Origin of the sequence: Staphylococcus cohnii species complex 1663 (genome assembly GCF_041008415.1) — a bacterium.
Classification (GTDB): Bacteria; Bacillota; Bacilli; order Staphylococcales; family Staphylococcaceae; genus Staphylococcus; species Staphylococcus ureilyticus.
Map to the genome: position 1 here is coordinate 156,976 of NZ_JBFDVL010000003.1, position 17,693 is coordinate 174,668.

The following is a 17,693-nucleotide window of genomic DNA, read 5'->3' on the forward strand; positions in this document are numbered from 1 at the left end:
AATATGGATGAATCAATCATAACAATAAAGCAAGAACATATGATAGAAAATGTAATTAGCAAATCACGCTTTATTGCCCATATCAAACCTGTTGAATCTGAAGCAGACGCTAAAGACTTTATCAACTTGGTAAAATCAGAACATCGGGAAGCGACACATAATTGTTCAGCCTATACAGTTGGAGCACAGATGAATATTCAAAAAGCAAATGATGACGGAGAGCCAAGTGGAACTGCAGGCGTACCAATGCTTGAAATATTAAAAAAACTAGAAGTTCACAATGTTTGTGTCGTAGTTACGCGTTATTTCGGTGGTATAAAATTGGGCGGCGGTGGTTTAATAAGAGCATATAGTGGTGCTGTGAGAGATGTTATTTATGAAGTAGGACGTGTTGCTTTGCGTTCAGCAATACCAACTACAATCACTATCGATTATGATCTTACAGGTAAATTTGAATATGAATTAGCACAAACATCATTCTTCTTACGAAACACAACCTACACAGACAAAGTGAGTTATCAAATAGACGTGGTAGAATCGGAGTATGACGATTTTATTGCTTTTCTAAATAAAATCACTTCTGGTAACTATGATTTAGATGAGCAAGCTATCATTAAGCTACCATTTGACATACCAACAAACTAAACCATTTCCATTTCAGTTTATGACCTTTCAAAAATGCATAACTGTCATACAATTATCAGGTAAACATAAACTTACCGCTATACATTGATGCATGTGATGAATGTATAATTTGAAAAATTAAGTATTATCAGTCGTGACTTTGTAAATCATTGTTAATCATATAAAATTAGAACCTGAGATATTCATATCTCAGGTTCTAATTAGGTAGTTTATCTATTCATCTTCTTTATGTCGCTCTTTATTTTCAATTAATTTTAAGAGCGGTCTATAATCATCATCGATTAATCCTGTAAATTCAACAATGAGTTCAATCGTAATGAGTATAAGCACAAGCATCATGAGTACACCCCATGGTTGTGATAAATACAAAATAATACTTGAAAGACTAAATAACAACGCGATTGAATATATCAGTATTACTGTTTGGCGATGTGAATAACCTAATTCTAGTAATTTATGGTGTAAATGCGATTTATCCGCTTGCATAATACGTTGCCCTTTTTTCACACGTCGTATCATAGCAAATAAAGTATCTATGAACGGTACTGCTAAAATAACAATCGGGAAAAATAAAGACACAAACGTAATATTTTTGAAACCTAAAAGCGAAAGAAAACCAACAATAAAACCAACAAGCAATGCGCCGCTATCACCTAAAAATATTTTAGCCGGATGAAAATTAAAACATAAGAAACCTAATAGCGCACCGATAAGCACACTACAGATCATTATGATAAATATATTTGCCTGTAATATTGCGATGAAACCAATAGTCATCAGAGCGATAGTTGCTACACCAGATGCCAAACCATCCAATCCATCAATTAAGTTAATCGCATTGGTAATCGCTACAATCCATATCACAGTAATCGGAACACCTAAAATACCAAAATGTATTGTCGGTCCAATCGGTAATGAGATGAAATCTATGGTTACGCCGTAGTAAACGACAACCAGTGCTGCAATCACTTGTCCTAATAATTTTAAGATTGGCGTTAAATCATAGATATCATCTATTAACCCTACTAAGTAGATTAATACTGCTCCAATGACAAGTGGCTTCACCTCTGTTTCAATTGGATGCCCTAACCAAATCCCCAATAAAAAGGAAAGTAGTATCACAGTACCTCCTAAGACAGAAGTTGGTTTTTTATGTACTTTCCTAAAATTAGGTTGGTCAACGACGCCCAATTTATGGGAAACCTTTATGACAATGGGAGTAAGTATTAAACTGACAATCATTGAAAAAATGATTAATAATAACGTATACATCAGTTCACCTTCATTAATTTAAGTCTTTATAATTTTGAATTTGAGTTTAAAGTCTCTATAAATATTCTAAATATGAAATCATATTTGGTTATGGATATACACTTGTATATTTTCAAAACATAGTTTACTTGATATATGTATCGAAAATTCTATAAACGATTCAATTAAGTCTATAATACACGATGTACTTTTAGTAATACAAATAGTAATGTAATCATTAACAGAGTTCAACGCTGAAATTCACTTTCTTTTTTATAGAATAATCAATTTATATATTTTACAATCACTCAAATAAGTATTTTAACATGAATTTTAAACGAATGTTATTAATTTCTAAATATCAATGATGACAAAATGTAACTTTTCACTTACAATGACTAAGTGTTTATTTAAAGGAGCGTAAGAAAAATGTTTGAAGCTATTATTTATAATATTGCGGTCACTGTCGCAGGAATTTATTTATTCCACCGATTACAGTACTCTGAAAATAAAAATATGGTGTTTTCAAAAGAATACGTCACGATTTTAATGACCATTGTAGCATTATTATTATCTGTTAAACCTGTCCCTATCTTTAATGAGTATGTCCTCTATTTATCTTTTGTGCCGATTTTATTTTTAGGTAGATATACAAATATGGTTTATACAGTTTTAGCAGCGTTTATCGTATCTTTAGTTAATGTATTAATTGGTGATTATACGATTATAACTGCAATGATTTTAATTGTAATAGCCATCATTGTTGGAGCAATAGGTCCATTTTTAAAACAAAATGATATTATCTCATTACAAATACTCAACTTAATTACGCTAGTCATATTTGTCATCTTATCATTGATTAGTCCGTATTATGAATTTAAAGAAGTACTATATATGATACCGTTATCGTTCGTTTTAACCATCACTTCTTCGATTACATTCGTAGATATTTGGCATTTCTTCTCATTAGTAAATCGCTATGAGAATGAAGATAGATTTGATTATTTGACTGGTTTAGGCAATGTTAAAGAATTCGATAGACATTTGAATGAAACTACACGCATTGCAGAAGAAAATGATGAAAGCTTAGGTTTACTACTCATTGATATTGATGGTTTTAAAGATGTTAACGACATGTATTCACATGATTCAGGCGATGCTGTATTACGACAAATCGCACAATTATTAAAAAACTATGTGCCTGAACAATTTAGCATTTACCGTAATGGTGGTGAAGAGTTTTCTGTAGTATTATATGACTACACACTAGACCAATGTGTTAAGTTAAGTGAAAGTATCCGTAAAGGCGTTGAACAATCTACTTTCCATTTACCAAACAAAGAAATGATTAAATTATCAGTCTCTATTGGTGTCGGATACCTAACTAAAGATGATTATAAATCTCAACGTACCGTCTTTAAAGTTGCAGATGATATGTTGCATATGGCTAAAAATGAAGGTCGTAATCAAGTGATGTTTAACCCTATAGTTAAATTATAACTAAATAAATGTATTTTCAAAGCTTGGGATAATTTAAATTATATATATCAAGCTTTTTAATTTATATCATGGAACGGTCTATTCAAATATGGCGAATTCAACATAATCCATAACAAATCACTTTTGAAAGTAACGTGCTTAAATCGTTAGTGTACACATGCAAATATGCTTAAGCTATAACAACTCATATGCATGACTTCAATATTTTTTATAATTAAACATATCATTTATAAATTTAAGTTTGTTACAATATAGGTGGTTAATGATAATAACAATCTGTACTGAAATAAATACTATTGAAAGTTACCTTCGTACACGGTAAACTTTCTATTGATTGATTTACGAAAAATTTAGGAGGTGCCCAGCTATGTCTGATTCGATCACTATCATTGATGAAGATAAAGTGATTGACGTTGTGCTCATCGCAGGCAGAATATTGCTTGAAAGTGGCGCTGAAACTTATCGCGTTGAAGATACGATGAATAGAATTTCAGCAAGTTTTGGCTTAGATGATACATATAGTTTTGTAACATCTACAGCGATTATATTTTCACTCAATAACCGTACAAATACAAGACTTATCCGTATACGTGAGCGTACGACTGATCTAGAAAAAATTGCATTAACAAATAGTTTATCTAGAAAGATTTCTAGTAATCAATTAAGTATAGATGAAGCAAAATCTGAACTCATACATTTACATCATGCATCACTACAGTTTTCATCTATCACTAAATTTTTTGCTGCCGCCATAGCTTGTGGCTTCTTCTTATTTATGTTTGGTGGAGTTATGAATGACTTCTTTTTTGCAATTCTTGCAGGAGCTGGTGCATTTTTAACTTTTGACTTTGTTCAACGTTATATACAAATAAAGTTCTTTTCAGAATTTATTAGTGCTGCAGTTGTGATTACGATAGCAGCTTCATTTTCAAAATTAGGTATGGCAGCAAACCAAGATATTATTACCATTGCAGGTGTCATGCCATTAGTTCCTGGTATTTTAATTACAAATGCTATTCGTGACCTTATGGCAGGAGAACTCATCGCTGGTATGTCTCGCGGTGTCGAAGCGGCACTAACATCATTTGCTATAGGCGCTGGTGTTGCAATCGTATTATTAATATTTTAAAAAGGAGTGCTCAAATGGTCATTGGCTACTATGTCTTACAGTTTATTATTAGTTATTTAGCAACGATGCTATTTTCTGTTATTTTTAATGCACCTCGACGTCTCCTTTTAGCTTGTGGTTTCGTTGGTGCTATGGGATGGATTATTTATAAAGTAACCCTTGATTTAGAATTAGGCAAAGTTATGGCTTCATTTCTAGGGAGTTTTATATTAGCAATTATGAGTCATACCATGAGTAGACGTTATAAAAGACCAGTCATCATCTTTATTGTGCCTGGCATTATTCCGCTTGTCCCTGGAGGACTTGCGTATGAAGCAACACGTTACTTAGTGAGTAACCAATATACACATGCCGTCAATACATTTCTCGAAGTAACACTTATTTCGGGTGCAATTGCTTTTGGTATTCTGTGTGCAGAGATTATTTATTATATTTATACACGCATAAAACAACATATTGGTAAAATGAATGGTAAAATATATAAGAAATCATATAATATGAATAACAGAGCATAAGGGGTGTTTTTATGAAAAATGATATTATTGAACGACTTACGCGATATGTCAAAATTGATACACAATCTGATCCACTTTCAAATTCAACACCTTCCACTAAAAAGCAGTGGGATTTATTGGATTTATTGAACGATGAATTAACTGATTTGGGTTTAGAAACTGATGTTGATGAAAATGGCTATTTATTTGCAACATTAGAAAGTAATGTAGACGAAGTTATCCCGACTGTCGGTTTTTTAGCACATGTTGATACTTCACCTGATTTCAATGCCACAAATGTCAATCCACAAATCATTGAGCGTTATGATGGGAAACCAATTCAGCTTGGTGATACAAATCGAGTTTTAAGCCAAGATGTCTTTCCTGCAATGAAACAAGTAGAAGGACATACTTTAATGATCACAGATGGTACTTCGCTATTAGGAGCAGATGACAAAGCTGGCGTCGTTGAAATTATGGAAGCTTTAAAACATTTGACATCGCATCCAGAAATCAAACATGGTCGTATCAGAGTAGCTTTTACACCGGATGAAGAAATCGGTAAAGGGCCACATGCATTTGATGTCGAACGTTTTAATGCTGACTTTGCATATACAATGGATGGTAGTCAATTTGGTGAGTTACAATACGAAAGTTTTAACGCTGCAGAAGCAACTGTAACTTGTCATGGTGTGAATGTTCATCCAGGTTCCGCAAAAGATGCGATGGTCAACGCTGTACTTTTAGGCCAGCAATTCAATGCACTTTTACCACAAAATGAGGTGCCTGAACGTACAGAAGGTCATGAAGGTTTTTATCATTTAATGAAATTTGATGGTGATGTTGAGAAAGCAAAGCTTTACTATATTATTCGTGATCATGATAAACATGAGTTTGATTTACGTAAAAAACGTTTAGTAGAAATTAAAAATGATATCAATAGTCATTTTGAAGATGAACCCATTGAAGTTGAAATAAACGATCAGTATTACAATATGGGAGAAAAAATCAAGCCTATGCCACATGTTATAGATATTCCTAAACGTGTCTTTGACAAATTAGATATCCCAGCTAATACTGAACCAATCCGTGGTGGTACAGATGGTTCACAACTTTCATTTATGGGAATGCCAACCCCTAACATTTTTACTGGCTGTGATAATTTCCATGGTCCTTTCGAATATGCATCTATTGATGTCATGGAAAAAGCGATTGAGGTTATAGTTGGTATCGCCCAAGAAGTAGTAGTAACTTATCAAAATAATAAGTAATATCGGTACCATATAGAGCGCTAGCTCAGGTAATCCTTAATATTGCCGCTCAATTTATTGCGTTATTAAGGCTTATGCTTGGGCTAGCTTATGTAATCACTTTTTACTTGCCAGGGTGGAACGACGAAATCTTTTTAATATAATCAGATTTCTGTTCCATCCTCTTTTTTAAATTTATGTTTTATCATTTTGGTTATGCATACATTTCTAGTCCACGTTCCCATACCTTTTGCAATGTTATGCTTGCTTAAACCTACAATGCCTTCAGGTGTCATCGTTATAATGGTGCTATTTTTCATCATCTCCAAACGCTATTAAAAAAACCGTCAATTTCTATTGTAAATCTACAGAAATTGGCGGTTTTACTTGGTACAAGATGTTCAGGGCACTTTTGCCGATGTTTAATTAGTAATTTTATCGTTCTAGCACATCAATAGACAACGATGCATGCTTGTTTTATTGATTAACATCAAATTGTGTTTTCAATAACTTAATCGCTTGAACCGTATAATGTCTAATTTGAATGCCCATTTTAAAATCTGTAAAGGATTGCGGCATTTCGATAAATGTATTAAACATTGCTGTTACACCCATCGATTCAAACAAATCAAATTTATCATCAGTAGCACAAATGGCAATCGACGGTTTATTATATTTTGTAGCTAACTCAGCTAAGCGAACGGTCGTCGTTTCTAAAATTTGATCTTGTTCGTTCACACCTTCACCAAATATTATTAAATCTGCTTGTTGAATTAATGATTCTAAATGTGTAATCTGATCCACTAGTTCATGACTTGTCATAATCTCAGCATCATATAAGCCGTTTAACACTGCAGCTATACCTCCACCAGCGCCACCTCTTTGAATAGGCCCTAGTGCAATTTTCAATTCAGCTTTAAACATCTCACTTAAATACCAAATTAAATTATCTATCTCAGCCGCTTCTTGATGCAAAATTTGGTAATTTTCATATGTTTGCATAATTTCACTATTTTTACCATATAATTTACTATCAAAATCTGACATAAGTTGAATTCTCATATCTTTCAATTTTGGATTAACTTGAGAAACATCTATACGTCTAATATATTTTAGTACACGACTGCCTTGCGTAACATCGATTTCTTGCGCTTCGTCATCATAAAATTTAGCTCCGAGTGCTTGAAGCATACCAGCACCACCGTCAAAACTACCAATAGCACCTAACGAAATAATTAAATGTTCAGCACCATTTTCTATTGCATCAAGTATAATTTCACCTAAACCATAACTTGTTCTTTCTATAATTGGTCGTTGTCCTTTTAAAAATAGATTGCCTTCAATAATTGTCATGCCATTATCTGTAATACCATAAACTGCTTCTACTTCATTCATATCTGCATCATGGGCAACCACTCTGTATTTGGTACCTGATTGCCATAAAAAGACAGAATCCATCAATTCATGCCGACCATTAAACAACGGTACTTGTACGATATCCGCTTTCTCTATTTGGCTAGCAACCGCTTCTTCTACATACCTATTGGCTTGATAGCTAGATATAATACCATTAAATTCATCCATCGCTACTAATACTTTCATTATGTCACCTCTAATATTCATATTACCTTACATTTTTCATAGCTTTATTTTTAAATTGACGCGAATACCACGCCTGATAAAATTATCAATATTCAATTACCGTGGATTTATGACTAATTCAACTTTATATTATACATGCCAAAACACAATTTTTCACATTATAAGAAACGCTTGCTAAACCTTTTAATATAACTTAAAGCTTAACAAGCGTTTCTTTTTTAAATATTTATTTTTTTACTCTTCAGCGCCTGCCAAAGATTTCACATTAATATGATCGTGACTTGCATTCCAAATCGCTTGTCCCTTCACAAAATAAAATGCTTGTGGCGATTCATGTTTTACATTCGTTTTTTCTTCTATATAATCTGATAAAGCTCTTTCTTGTTGTACGATTAAATAATAACCATCCATATCTCTTTCATATAAAAATTTGTTAAATTGATCAATAGCATTGGCTGAAATAGGACATGTTTCACTATGCTTCAGCACAAATACATATTTATTTTCTTCTAAAACTTGCTCAAACTGGTCAATCGAACTCAGCTTTATAGCCATTCTATTCACCTCTAAAAATATTTAACACACCACATTGTATCTAAAAGTGTGAAATTCCAATGATATTCACATATCATTGTTTCCAATTATACACAATTACCTTTTTATTGTTAACAGTTTATTACAAATCTCATAACTTAATTGAATAATTTATTATTGATATTTACCTTTTATTTCGGCATACTTTTTATTAAAATCCTTATCATATTGTTTTAAATCTTTACTTTCTTTCGGTAATTGATTGATGTCTATTTTAGCTATTGCTTCACCAATTTCAATTGTCTCTTCTCTTGTTTCATAGTAATTTTGTAAGCTGTAGTACATCTCAATCGTATTTTTACGCGCATCATTCACATAACCATCTGTAATTTCTGCCTTGTTTAAGTCTTTAATTTGTTTTTTTATTAATGGCATAATTTGATTTTCAATGGCTTGTTGCTCTGATTTAGCACTTCTAGCATTTGATTCTTTTTCCGCTGTATTTTTTAAATCTTTATTATTTTGTTCTAATTTCTCTTTAAAGCCTTTAACACTTTCACCTGCATTATTAGCTTTTTTCATATTTTCTTCTACTTGTGATCTATTTTTTTCAAAAAGTTTTGTATAATCTAAAATATCTTCATTTGCTTTAACTGACTGATTGTATAAATCAACAAATGTTTTAAGTTCATCAATCGCAGCTTTTTTCTTTTTGATTGATGTCAAATATTTAGATTTTAATTCCTTGGTTTCTTCGGACTGTGCTGGCAGATTTTTTGTAGCTTTCTCATATGCTTCAAATTTAGGTGTTAACCTGCTATTCAAATTGTTTTGCAATTGATTAAATTCTTTTTTGTTTTTATCAGTCATATCTGTTTTACTTAAATCATTAATGTTTTCTAAATCAATAGAATCCATTTCTTTATTGAACGCCTTTTCTTTTTGCTTTACATCATTTAAAGTGCTATCGAAATCTTTAAATTCGTTGGCACCTTCATGTCCGCAAGCAACAATTACGACAGCAAAACAAACTAATAAAACAAAGCACATTAATTTTTTCATTTCTGCACTCCTTATCATAACGTATTATACAGAAACTTATTTAACTTGAAAATAATATATGATATATTATTCCAGAATTTATAGTTTAACAATTTATTTTGATCATTTAAAGGAGTGATTTATTTCAATGTATTCGGATGTTCAACCTTTTATCAAAGAAGATGTTCAGCAAACTTTTATTAAACAATATAAGATGCTACGTCATAAATTATTGACCCTTTTAGATACACCAGTAAAAACAACACATCATATTGGAGGGACTAGCCACTTCAACTACCCTACTGAACCTATTTTAGATGTATTAGTAGAGGTCGATGATTTACATGATATCACTGCTTTAGATGAAAAAAGACTAAATTATCAAGGTTTTTATAGACTTCATCATCCATATCACAAAAAAGTAGTTATGGCTCAATTTAATAATCTCATTGATTTAAAACAAATTGCTCGATTACATATTGTTCAAATAGACTCACAACTTTATAATGATTATCTGAAGACAAATTATTATTTAACAATCAATGCATCTTCAGCAACTCACTTCGGAAAACAAAAGTACAATTTAGCAACTGATACAGCGCCAATTCGTGAATACGAAAATCAGAAACAATTACTTTTTAAACAACTACTCCGTGAAATTAATAAAGATTTATCGAACACACATCACTAACGTTTAATCATTAAAAGAATAAATAAACTGAATCGTTTTCAATAAAGCGATATACTGTTTAGCAAACAAGTTAAATCATTGGTATAATATATAAATGAATTCAACAGGAAAGGATGTTCTATAATTGCATAAAGATGACATCTTAAAAGAATTAGAAGCAATAGTTCCAAAAGATATTATAAAAGTTGACGAACCACTAAAACGCTATACATACACTGAAACGGGTGGTCAAGCAGATTATTACTTATCTCCAACGCAAAATGAGCATGTACAAGCTATCGTCCATTTTGCTTACACAAACGATATCCCCGTCACGTATTTAGGGAATGGTTCAAACATTATTATCCGAGAAGGTGGAATTAGAGGCATTGTCATCAGTTTACTTCAGTTAGATTATATTGATGTTTCAGATGATGCAATCATCTCAGGAAGTGGTGCTGCAATTATTGATGTATCACGTACTGCACGAGACAATGCACTAACTGGATTAGAGTTTGCCTGTGGTATCCCAGGGTCAATTGGCGGTGCTGTATTTATGAATGCGGGGGCTTATGGTGGTGAAGTCAAAGATTGTATCGATTATGCCCTTTGCGTTAATGAAAAAGGAGACTTAATCACACTGACAAACAAAGAGCTTGAGTTAGATTATCGTAATAGTATCGTTCAAAAAGAACACTTAGTTGTATTAGAAGCTGCATTTACATTAACGCCTGGCAATCTACAAGATATCCAAGAGAAAATGGATGATTTGACTGAAAGAAGGGAAACAAAACAGCCACTAGAATATCCATCTTGTGGCAGCGTCTTTCAACGACCACCAGGCCATTTTGCTGGTAAATTAATACAAGATTCAAATCTACAAGGCTATCGTATAGGTGGCGTAGAAGTATCAAAGAAACATGCAGGTTTTATGGTAAACGTAGATAAAGGTACTGCAACTGATTACGAAGATTTAATACATCACGTACAAAAAACAGTTAAAGCTAAATTTGATGTTGAACTTCATCCAGAAGTTAGAATCATCGGTGAGCATCCTATTGAACGTTAGGAGTGTTATAAGATGCCAAAAATATATGGTGCAACTGTAGATAGCGAGACACGTTGTACACACTACCATACACCATTAGATGTAATAGCAATTAAATTCAAATGCTGTAATAAATATTATCCATGTTATAAATGTCATAATGAAGACTCCTCTCATCCAATACAGAGATGGGAAACTGAAGCGTTTAATACAAAAGCAATTTTATGTGGTGTATGTAAACATGAAATGACAATCAATGCATATATGTTGATTGAAGCTTGTCCAAACTGTGATGCCCATTTTAATAATCGCTGTAAATATCATTACAGCACGTACTTTTCTATATAATTGGCGTTTAACAATAAGAGCGAGACAGAAATTTATTTTTCTAATTTCTGTCTCGCTCTTTGATATATTCAAATATCGTAAATCCATCCTAAACATGGTAAAGGCACGTTCTCTCAAACACTATCTTTTTATTGAATGTTTATTTTGCCCTTTACAAATTGTACAAACGCTTCTGCATCACCTTTTTGTATATCTTTCATCGGCATTGGTCCAATATTAAATGTGAAATGAATGCGACCGTCTTCGTATGTAATTTTCTCTATTTCATCATAACCTATACTTCTATAATAGAATTCCCCATTCATATCTACATTTAAAATAATGCGTTCGTTTGTAGCAATAAACGCACCTTCAAATTCTGTAGAACCTTGTACAGAATACTCTATCGTACCCAATACACTGGGACCTTTCTTTTCTGTTGGAAATAAATCATTTGGGTTCACATTATCTAAAATCATTTTTATGTCACCTTCTTTTACTATTTTTATTCATTATACAAGTTTTCAACTCAATTTATTACTTAAGTGCTCAATGTCATTTTAGTACTGAGCCAAACAAAAAACAATTGAGACTAATCAAGCGCATCCCTGTCACATTTATTAACAACCGGTAAGCAAGACTATACCATATTAAAAAAGCAGTGAATTCACGTTTAAAGTGATTTTCACTGCTTTTAGTATACGTTATTAAGACAATCCCCACTTATGCCTATTACTATTTTTTATCTATTGCTTTCTCAACTTCTTCAATTTGTTTAATTGCAGTTGTTGTTGAACCACTTGAGAAGTACCAAAGTTTTGGATCCAATTCATATACTTTATTATGTTTAATCGCATCAACATCTTTGATGACATCATTGCTCAATGCTTTTTTAGCAGTAGATTTACCTGCTACAGCTTGTCCGCGGTCCATCGCAAAAATAATACCAGGATTTTTTTCTGCAACATATTCATTTGTAATATTTTGTCCATGATTACTTTCTTTAATTTCTTTATCTGCTGGTGTAAAGCCCATTGTATTAAATATCATAGAACCAAAACGTTCACCTGGACCAAATGTTGATAATTCACCTTCATTTACTAATAAATATAACGCTTTTTGATCTTTTAAATCTTTTGTTTTTTCTTTTATACCTGCGATTTTATCGTCTAATTTTTTATTAAGAGACTTAACTTCATCTTCTTTTTGATAAATTTTACCTATTTTTTCAGCGTTTGCTTTAAGCGACTTAACTTCATCTTTATTATCTACGCCTATGTAAACAACTTTAGCATCTGGTGCTGCTTTTTTAAATTCATCCAAGTTTTTTTGGTTAGCTGTACGTCCAGATATGAATATTACCTCAGGTTTTGCTTCTGCAACTTTGTCAAAATTCACTTCTTTCAAACTACCAGTATTTAAATATTTATCACTTTTAAATTCACTTAAGAAATCTGGTAATGATTTAGCATCTTCACCTTTAGGAAGTGCTTTAACTTTATCTTCAAGTCCTAACTCTTTTAATGTATCTAATGCACCATAATCAAAGACAACTGCATTTTTAGGATTTACTGGAACATCAACTGATTCTTTTACAGATTTTGCGTCACTGCCATCACGCTTTTCGCCATTAGCTTTATAATTATTTTCTATCTTAACTGTTTTATTTGATTCATTATTATCTGATTTTGTGTCAGATGACTTTTTGTCGTCTGAACCTCCATTATTACATGCTACTAATAAAAACATTAAACCTATAACCATAAATAAAGCAAATTTCTTCATATGTTTAATCCTCCTGGAATAATAAAGTTAATCACCATTTCAATATGCCTTTTAAAATGAACAACGTTGCAGTTGCATCACTCCCTTCATTAACAACCATTTCATTTTAGACTGATTGTAATATCGATAGTTCATACTCTGCTGTTTCTTCATCAAAATATACACAAATACGTTGTCCGCGAATGTCTTCAATTTTAACGTCCATATCATATAGTGTCTTAAGCGTATCTTCTTGTATAACTTCATCTTTAGTACTTGCTTTGACCATTTCTCCATCTTTCAATGCAATGATGTCATCTGAATAGCACGAAGCAAAATTAATATCATGAATGACAACAACAATAGTTTTATTGAGGGATTTAGCGAGTTGACGTAATGTTTTCATAATTTGAACTGAATGTTTCATGTCTAAATTATTTAATGGTTCATCAAGCAAAATATACTCTGTGTCCTGTGCTATCGTCATAGCTACGTATGCACGTTGTCGTTGACCACCTGACAATGTTTTTAAGTAACGGTGTCTAATTTCTTTAAGATTCAATAACTCAAGTGCATACTCAACTTGCGCTCGATCCGCCTCATTTAAGCGTCCTTTTGAATATGGAAATCTTCCAAAATTAACAAGTTGCTCCACAGTAATATTTAACTCAGTATGATTGGCCTGTTTCAAAATAGATAATTTTTTAGATAAGTCATTACTTTTATATTCAGATATAGCTTTCCCCTCAATCTCAATAGTTCCTTTATCGAAATCAATCAAGCGTGTGATTGCTGATAATAAGGTACTCTTACCAGCGCCGTTTGGACCTATCATTGAAGTTAAACGCCCTTTACTGATTTCTACATTAATGTTATTTAAAATCGTTTTATCCTGAATCGTTTTAGTCAATCCTTGAACACGTATCAATTCGCATGTCTCCTTTTAATTAATAGATAGATAAAGTACGTTCCACCTACTAAGTCTATAATGATACTCACTTGCGTCGTCGCTTCAAATAAATTTTCCACTACACTCTGTGCAATAAATAAACTCAACCAACTTAAACAAATCGTTGCCGGTAATATATATTTATGTTCATAGGTTTTCATCAATTCGTGTGCTAGGTTAACTGTTAACAATCCTAAAAATGTAATTGGACCTACCAATGAAGTAGAGATGGATACTAATATCGCAACAAGTATAAGTAATAATCTTGTAACCATTTTATAAGACAAACCTAAATTAATTGCTTGGTCTTTGCCTAATAAAAGTACATCTAAATACGGTATCGCAATCACTGTAATAAGGATTAATATCATTAATATAACTCCGCACAGCATCACCAATTTACTATTGGAAGCATCAAAATTGGCAAACATTGAACTCTGAACTGCCAAAAAGTCTTCAGGGTTAATAATCAGTTCTAAAAATCCAGTGATACTTCTGAAGAAAGTGCCTAAAATAACTCCTATGAGTAAAATAAAGTATATTGACACATCACCAATTCTAAAGATACCTTGAAATAGTAATAGTGAAAATATAACCATTACTAACAGTGAAGTAGCAAAACTTAAATATATATTAGTAACAAATGCAGACTGTACACCAAATACAAATACTAGCAATACTTTCACAAACATATATACAGCATCAAGCCCCATAATCGACGGTGTTAACAAACGATTCGTTGTAATTGCCTGAAAAATGACTACTGAAGCTGCAATTGCTCCACCTACCAATAGCATAAGCACTAATTTTCTAAAACGGCTGATAAACTGGTATCTAAAAATTTCGAAATCAATACCGATGAAAAGATAAATTAAAGCAACACATAAAGTGATAGCGATTAATATCATTAACTTTGATTTAGCACTAATCTGCATAATTATGTCTTCCTTTCATCAATAAGATTAAGAAAATAATCGTGCCAAAGACACCAATTGTTAAACCAATATTTATTTCATATGGATAGACAATAATCCTACCAATTATGTCAGAAAACATAACAAATACTGCCCCTAACATTGCTGTATGAGGCAATGCTTGTTTTAAATGATCACCTCTAAAAATTGACACAATATTCGGAACAATGAGGCCTAAAAATGGTAATGTCCCCACTGTAACAACTACAAGCGCTGTTATAGTTGCAGTGATAAATAAACCAATATTTATTATTTTTTCATAGTTAACGCCTAAGTTATTACTAAAATCTTTCCCCATCCCTGCAATCGTGAAATGATTAGCAAATATATATGTAAGTATTAATAAAGGAATGCTTAAGTATAATATTTCATATCTACCACTCGTAATGATAGCAAAATTTCCGTTAAGCCAGTTGCCTACACTTTGTACAGTATTCGTTCTTAAAGCAAGAAATGTCGCTAAGCTAGACACAATACCACCAAGCATAATACCTAAAAGTGGAATAAAAATAACATCTGTGAATCGTATGTACTGTACTAATTTAACAAATAAGAATGTGCCACCGATGCTTAATATTACTGCAAATATTAATTTAATAATAATATTCTCTTGTGGAAAAAATATCATTGATATTAAAATACCTAACTTGGCCCATTCCATTGTCCCTGCTGTCGTTGGACTCACAAATTTATTTTGCATCATCTGCTGCATAATAAGTCCAGAAAGCGCTAAAGTACTTCCAGAGATTAAGATACTTATAGTTCTGGGGATCCTACTAGACACGATGATATTTATTTGTTCATGCGTTAAATGAAAAATATCAGTAATCGATACTTTACTAACGCCTATAAATAAAGAAAGGATAGTTAAAAAGAATAAAATAATAGCTAAGACAACGCCATTTAGTAAAAATTTCATAGTGAGTAATTAATCCTTTCATAAACGCTATATCGTATTGAATGTGATAATCATTATCAATACCTATAAATTAAATTTTATCATCTTTGCAAGTAAATTCAATAGCAATAATAGAGATTATCAAAACAATTCTCCATTTATGTTAAAAATATCTAAATTAGAAACTAAGACATTTAATCAAGTACTTTCATTTTATACTCAAGTATTTATAGAAATTTTTGTCGTTTCACTAGAATCACTCATTTAACTATTACGTAAGACAAAATTAGTGTTCGAATTAGTTGTATTGGCATAAAATTTGTAAATTGTAGTACATCGAACGAAACTTATACAAATTAAAAAAACGTCAATTTCTATATAATTTCAATAGAAACTGACGTTTATTGGTGATTAAAAATTGCTTATATTTCAGACATCTGCAATCACTAAATTTTATATTATTATGATAGTTGAAATGGTCGCGATTTAGTCTTCAAAAATAAAATCTTCATCTTGTAATGCTTCAACGTTTAGCGCTAATGTATAACCATCGCCTTTAACAGAGAAGAAATCATGATTTTTTGTAGATGTATCTAGCGCATTTTCGATAATTGGATTAAATTCTCTCTCTTCAAAGTACGGATCAAATCCAAGGTTTGATAATGCTTTGTTACCATTATATCTTACATAGTTAAGCACATCTTCAGTTAAACCGATATCATCATATAAAGATTGTGTATAAGAAACTTCGTTTTTATATAATTCATCTAATAGTTTATACATTTCTTGGTCTGCTTGTTGTTTTTCACTTTCAGACAATTCATTTCGTAAACTTTGCGCATCCATCCCAGTAAACACACCATGAATAGATTCATCTAATAAAATTTTACGAATGATTTCTCCTGAGGTTGTCATTTTACCTTGCCCAGCTAAATATAATGGGTAATAGAAACCAGAATAGAATAAAAATGTTTCTAGAAAAACACTTGATACACGTGCGATATATTGATCATAAATCAATGCTTCTTTACCCCATAATTTATGATAATTATTTACAATTTTATCCGATTTAAATTTCAAATGTGGCTCTTCTAGGACCCATTTATCTAATAAGTAGTTTGTTTCGCTAGATGGTAATAAAGTTGTAAAGATGTGAGAATAACTTTTAGCATGAATTTGTTCCATCATCGCCATAAAGGAATAAACCGCTTTTTTACGTAAATCTGTAGTATGTAACATGATTAATGGCATGCCATCATCTGCTTGGTGTGTATCCAGACCAGTTAAACCTGCTAATGCTTTTTTAAATGCGTTTTTTTCTTCATCGGATAATGTTTTCCAACTTGCAATATCTTTTGAAACTTTAAATTCAGTTTCTACCCACATTTGCGAAATATTTTGTCGCCAAAACATATTTGTCATATCTTCTTGAGTATTCCAATTGACTGCTTTCATTTAGATAATTCCCCTATCTAGTAAATATTTATTTGAATTATAAAACACAGAAAGTGGGACAGAAATCTAAATATATCTTTAGATTTTCTATCCCTCTGCATAAGTGACTCTATTTCTATAATGTTGATACACTTTATTTTAATCATGTTCACTTAATGCATT

Annotated in this window: 19 protein-coding genes; 8 read left to right on the plus strand and 11 right to left on the minus strand. The window is 31.8% G+C overall.

Translation table 11 applies throughout. The features are described 5' to 3' along the window. Positions 1-3 precede the first annotated feature (3 nt). A complete protein-coding gene (locus AB1J10_RS04585; protein ID WP_070039107.1) occupies positions 4-645 on the plus strand; it encodes a YigZ family protein in 642 nt (213 codons plus the stop codon). A gap of 213 nt (positions 646-858) precedes the next feature. On the opposite strand, the gene AB1J10_RS04590 is transcribed toward AB1J10_RS04585, so the two are convergent. Further along, positions 859-1,917, minus strand: a complete 1,059-nt coding sequence (locus tag AB1J10_RS04590; RefSeq protein WP_070039105.1) for a glycosyltransferase family 4 protein — start codon at positions 1,915-1,917, stop codon at positions 859-861. A gap of 408 nt (positions 1,918-2,325) precedes the next feature. Here AB1J10_RS04590 and gdpS point away from each other — a divergent pair, with 408 nt between their 5' ends. The 4 genes from gdpS (at position 2,326) to pepT (ending at position 6,290) form a co-directional block, all read left to right on the plus strand. Next, positions 2,326-3,396, plus strand: coding sequence for a GGDEF domain-containing protein GdpS (gene gdpS / locus AB1J10_RS04595; RefSeq protein ID WP_046207422.1), 1,071 nt, complete (start codon positions 2,326-2,328; stop codon positions 3,394-3,396). 367 nt (positions 3,397-3,763) lie between these two features. After that, positions 3,764-4,525, plus strand: coding sequence for a threonine/serine exporter family protein (locus AB1J10_RS04600; RefSeq protein WP_046207421.1), 762 nt, complete (start codon positions 3,764-3,766; stop codon positions 4,523-4,525). 14 nt (positions 4,526-4,539) lie between these two features. Further along, a complete protein-coding gene (locus AB1J10_RS04605) occupies positions 4,540-5,040 on the plus strand; it encodes a threonine/serine exporter family protein (protein ID WP_046207420.1) in 501 nt (166 codons plus the stop codon). Positions 5,041-5,051: 11 nt separating this feature from the next. After that, the gene (gene pepT / locus AB1J10_RS04610; RefSeq protein WP_070039102.1) at positions 5,052-6,290 is read left to right on the plus strand and encodes a peptidase T; all 1,239 of its coding nucleotides are present in this window, start codon (positions 5,052-5,054) and stop codon (positions 6,288-6,290) included. Between the two features lie 143 nt (positions 6,291-6,433). Here the strand turns inward: pepT and AB1J10_RS04615 are convergent, their stop codons facing one another. The 4 genes from AB1J10_RS04615 to AB1J10_RS04630 all read right to left on the minus strand — a co-directional run bounded on the left by AB1J10_RS04615 (position 6,434) and on the right by AB1J10_RS04630 (position 9,467). Beyond that, positions 6,434-6,589 (minus strand): hypothetical protein, encoded by a 156-nt coding sequence (locus AB1J10_RS04615; RefSeq protein WP_157948050.1) that lies wholly within the window; start codon positions 6,587-6,589, stop codon positions 6,434-6,436. A 157-nt stretch (positions 6,590-6,746) separates the two neighbouring features. Beyond that, entirely contained in the window at positions 6,747-7,871 is a 1,125-nt protein-coding gene (locus AB1J10_RS04620; protein ID WP_070039095.1) for a glycerate kinase, read from the minus strand. A gap of 234 nt (positions 7,872-8,105) precedes the next feature. Next, positions 8,106-8,426 (minus strand): bacillithiol system redox-active protein YtxJ, encoded by a 321-nt coding sequence (gene ytxJ / locus AB1J10_RS04625; protein WP_019469507.1) that lies wholly within the window; start codon positions 8,424-8,426, stop codon positions 8,106-8,108. Positions 8,427-8,579: 153 nt separating this feature from the next. After that, complete coding sequence (locus AB1J10_RS04630; RefSeq protein ID WP_046207417.1) at positions 8,580-9,467, minus strand: EMYY motif lipoprotein; 888 nt, start codon at positions 9,465-9,467, stop codon at positions 8,580-8,582. 127 nt (positions 9,468-9,594) lie between these two features. On the opposite strand from AB1J10_RS04630, the gene AB1J10_RS04635 reads away from it, so the two are divergent. The 3 genes from AB1J10_RS04635 (at position 9,595) to AB1J10_RS04645 (ending at position 11,512) form a co-directional block, all read left to right on the plus strand. Further along, positions 9,595-10,137, plus strand: a complete 543-nt coding sequence (locus AB1J10_RS04635) for a GrpB family protein (RefSeq protein ID WP_070039093.1) — start codon at positions 9,595-9,597, stop codon at positions 10,135-10,137. Between the two features lie 124 nt (positions 10,138-10,261). Beyond that, positions 10,262-11,185, plus strand: coding sequence for a UDP-N-acetylmuramate dehydrogenase (gene murB, locus AB1J10_RS04640; RefSeq protein ID WP_064209514.1), 924 nt, complete (start codon positions 10,262-10,264; stop codon positions 11,183-11,185). Between the two features lie 12 nt (positions 11,186-11,197). Then, positions 11,198-11,512, plus strand: coding sequence for a CHY zinc finger protein (locus tag AB1J10_RS04645; protein ID WP_070039090.1), 315 nt, complete (start codon positions 11,198-11,200; stop codon positions 11,510-11,512). 128 nt (positions 11,513-11,640) lie between these two features. Here AB1J10_RS04645 and AB1J10_RS04650 read toward each other — a convergent pair whose 3' ends face one another. The 6 genes from AB1J10_RS04650 to nrdF form a co-directional block, all read right to left on the minus strand. Beyond that, positions 11,641-11,970, minus strand: coding sequence for a PH domain-containing protein (locus tag AB1J10_RS04650; RefSeq protein ID WP_070039082.1), 330 nt, complete (start codon positions 11,968-11,970; stop codon positions 11,641-11,643). A 256-nt stretch (positions 11,971-12,226) separates the two neighbouring features. Next, on the minus strand, positions 12,227-13,276 hold the full coding sequence (locus AB1J10_RS04655; protein ID WP_070039079.1) for a ferrated catecholamine ABC transporter substrate-binding lipoprotein SstD: 1,050 nt from the start codon (positions 13,274-13,276) through the stop codon (positions 12,227-12,229). Between the two features lie 106 nt (positions 13,277-13,382). Further along, positions 13,383-14,183, minus strand: a complete 801-nt coding sequence (locus AB1J10_RS04660) for an iron ABC transporter ATP-binding protein (RefSeq protein ID WP_070039076.1) — start codon at positions 14,181-14,183, stop codon at positions 13,383-13,385. Then, positions 14,180-15,139 (minus strand): iron chelate uptake ABC transporter family permease subunit, encoded by a 960-nt coding sequence (locus tag AB1J10_RS04665; protein ID WP_046207410.1) that lies wholly within the window; start codon positions 15,137-15,139, stop codon positions 14,180-14,182. The genes AB1J10_RS04660 and AB1J10_RS04665 overlap by 4 nt, the downstream gene beginning before the upstream one ends. Then, positions 15,129-16,097, minus strand: coding sequence for an ABC transporter permease (locus tag AB1J10_RS04670; RefSeq protein WP_046207409.1), 969 nt, complete (start codon positions 16,095-16,097; stop codon positions 15,129-15,131). The genes AB1J10_RS04665 and AB1J10_RS04670 overlap by 11 nt, the downstream gene beginning before the upstream one ends. Positions 16,098-16,562: 465 nt before the next feature. Continuing rightward, positions 16,563-17,531 carry a class 1b ribonucleoside-diphosphate reductase subunit beta gene (nrdF, locus tag AB1J10_RS04675; protein WP_070039074.1) on the minus strand — a complete coding sequence of 323 codons (969 nt, stop codon included), beginning with the start codon at positions 17,529-17,531 and terminating at the stop codon, positions 16,563-16,565. Positions 17,532-17,693 lie beyond the last annotated feature (162 nt).

What these genes read in the sequence shown, in the direction of transcription:
- AB1J10_RS04655 (WP_070039079.1), bottom strand. Translation starts at nt 13,276, where the DNA reads ATGAAGAAATTTGCTTTATTTATGGTTATAGGTTTAATGTTTTTATTA.
- AB1J10_RS04600 (WP_046207421.1), top strand. Translation starts at nt 3,764, where the DNA reads ATGTCTGATTCGATCACTATCATTGATGAAGATAAAGTGATTGACGTT.
- AB1J10_RS04635 (WP_070039093.1), top strand. Translation starts at nt 9,595, where the DNA reads ATGTATTCGGATGTTCAACCTTTTATCAAAGAAGATGTTCAGCAAACT.
- ytxJ (WP_019469507.1), bottom strand. Translation starts at nt 8,426, where the DNA reads ATGGCTATAAAGCTGAGTTCGATTGACCAGTTTGAGCAAGTTTTAGAA.
- AB1J10_RS04650 (WP_070039082.1), bottom strand. Translation starts at nt 11,970, where the DNA reads ATGATTTTAGATAATGTGAACCCAAATGATTTATTTCCAACAGAAAAG.
- AB1J10_RS04605 (WP_046207420.1), top strand. Translation starts at nt 4,540, where the DNA reads ATGGTCATTGGCTACTATGTCTTACAGTTTATTATTAGTTATTTAGCA.
- pepT (WP_070039102.1), top strand. Translation starts at nt 5,052, where the DNA reads ATGAAAAATGATATTATTGAACGACTTACGCGATATGTCAAAATTGAT.
- AB1J10_RS04630 (WP_046207417.1), bottom strand. Translation starts at nt 9,467, where the DNA reads ATGAAAAAATTAATGTGCTTTGTTTTATTAGTTTGTTTTGCTGTCGTA.
- gdpS (WP_046207422.1), top strand. Translation starts at nt 2,326, where the DNA reads ATGTTTGAAGCTATTATTTATAATATTGCGGTCACTGTCGCAGGAATT.
- AB1J10_RS04590 (WP_070039105.1), bottom strand. Translation starts at nt 1,917, where the DNA reads ATGTATACGTTATTATTAATCATTTTTTCAATGATTGTCAGTTTAATA.
- AB1J10_RS04615 (WP_157948050.1), bottom strand. Translation starts at nt 6,589, where the DNA reads ATGAAAAATAGCACCATTATAACGATGACACCTGAAGGCATTGTAGGT.
- AB1J10_RS04620 (WP_070039095.1), bottom strand. Translation starts at nt 7,871, where the DNA reads ATGAAAGTATTAGTAGCGATGGATGAATTTAATGGTATTATATCTAGC.
- AB1J10_RS04645 (WP_070039090.1), top strand. Translation starts at nt 11,198, where the DNA reads ATGCCAAAAATATATGGTGCAACTGTAGATAGCGAGACACGTTGTACA.
- nrdF (WP_070039074.1), bottom strand. Translation starts at nt 17,531, where the DNA reads ATGAAAGCAGTCAATTGGAATACTCAAGAAGATATGACAAATATGTTT.
- AB1J10_RS04670 (WP_046207409.1), bottom strand. Translation starts at nt 16,097, where the DNA reads ATGAAATTTTTACTAAATGGCGTTGTCTTAGCTATTATTTTATTCTTT.
- AB1J10_RS04665 (WP_046207410.1), bottom strand. Translation starts at nt 15,139, where the DNA reads ATGCAGATTAGTGCTAAATCAAAGTTAATGATATTAATCGCTATCACT.
- AB1J10_RS04585 (WP_070039107.1), top strand. Translation starts at nt 4, where the DNA reads ATGGATGAATCAATCATAACAATAAAGCAAGAACATATGATAGAAAAT.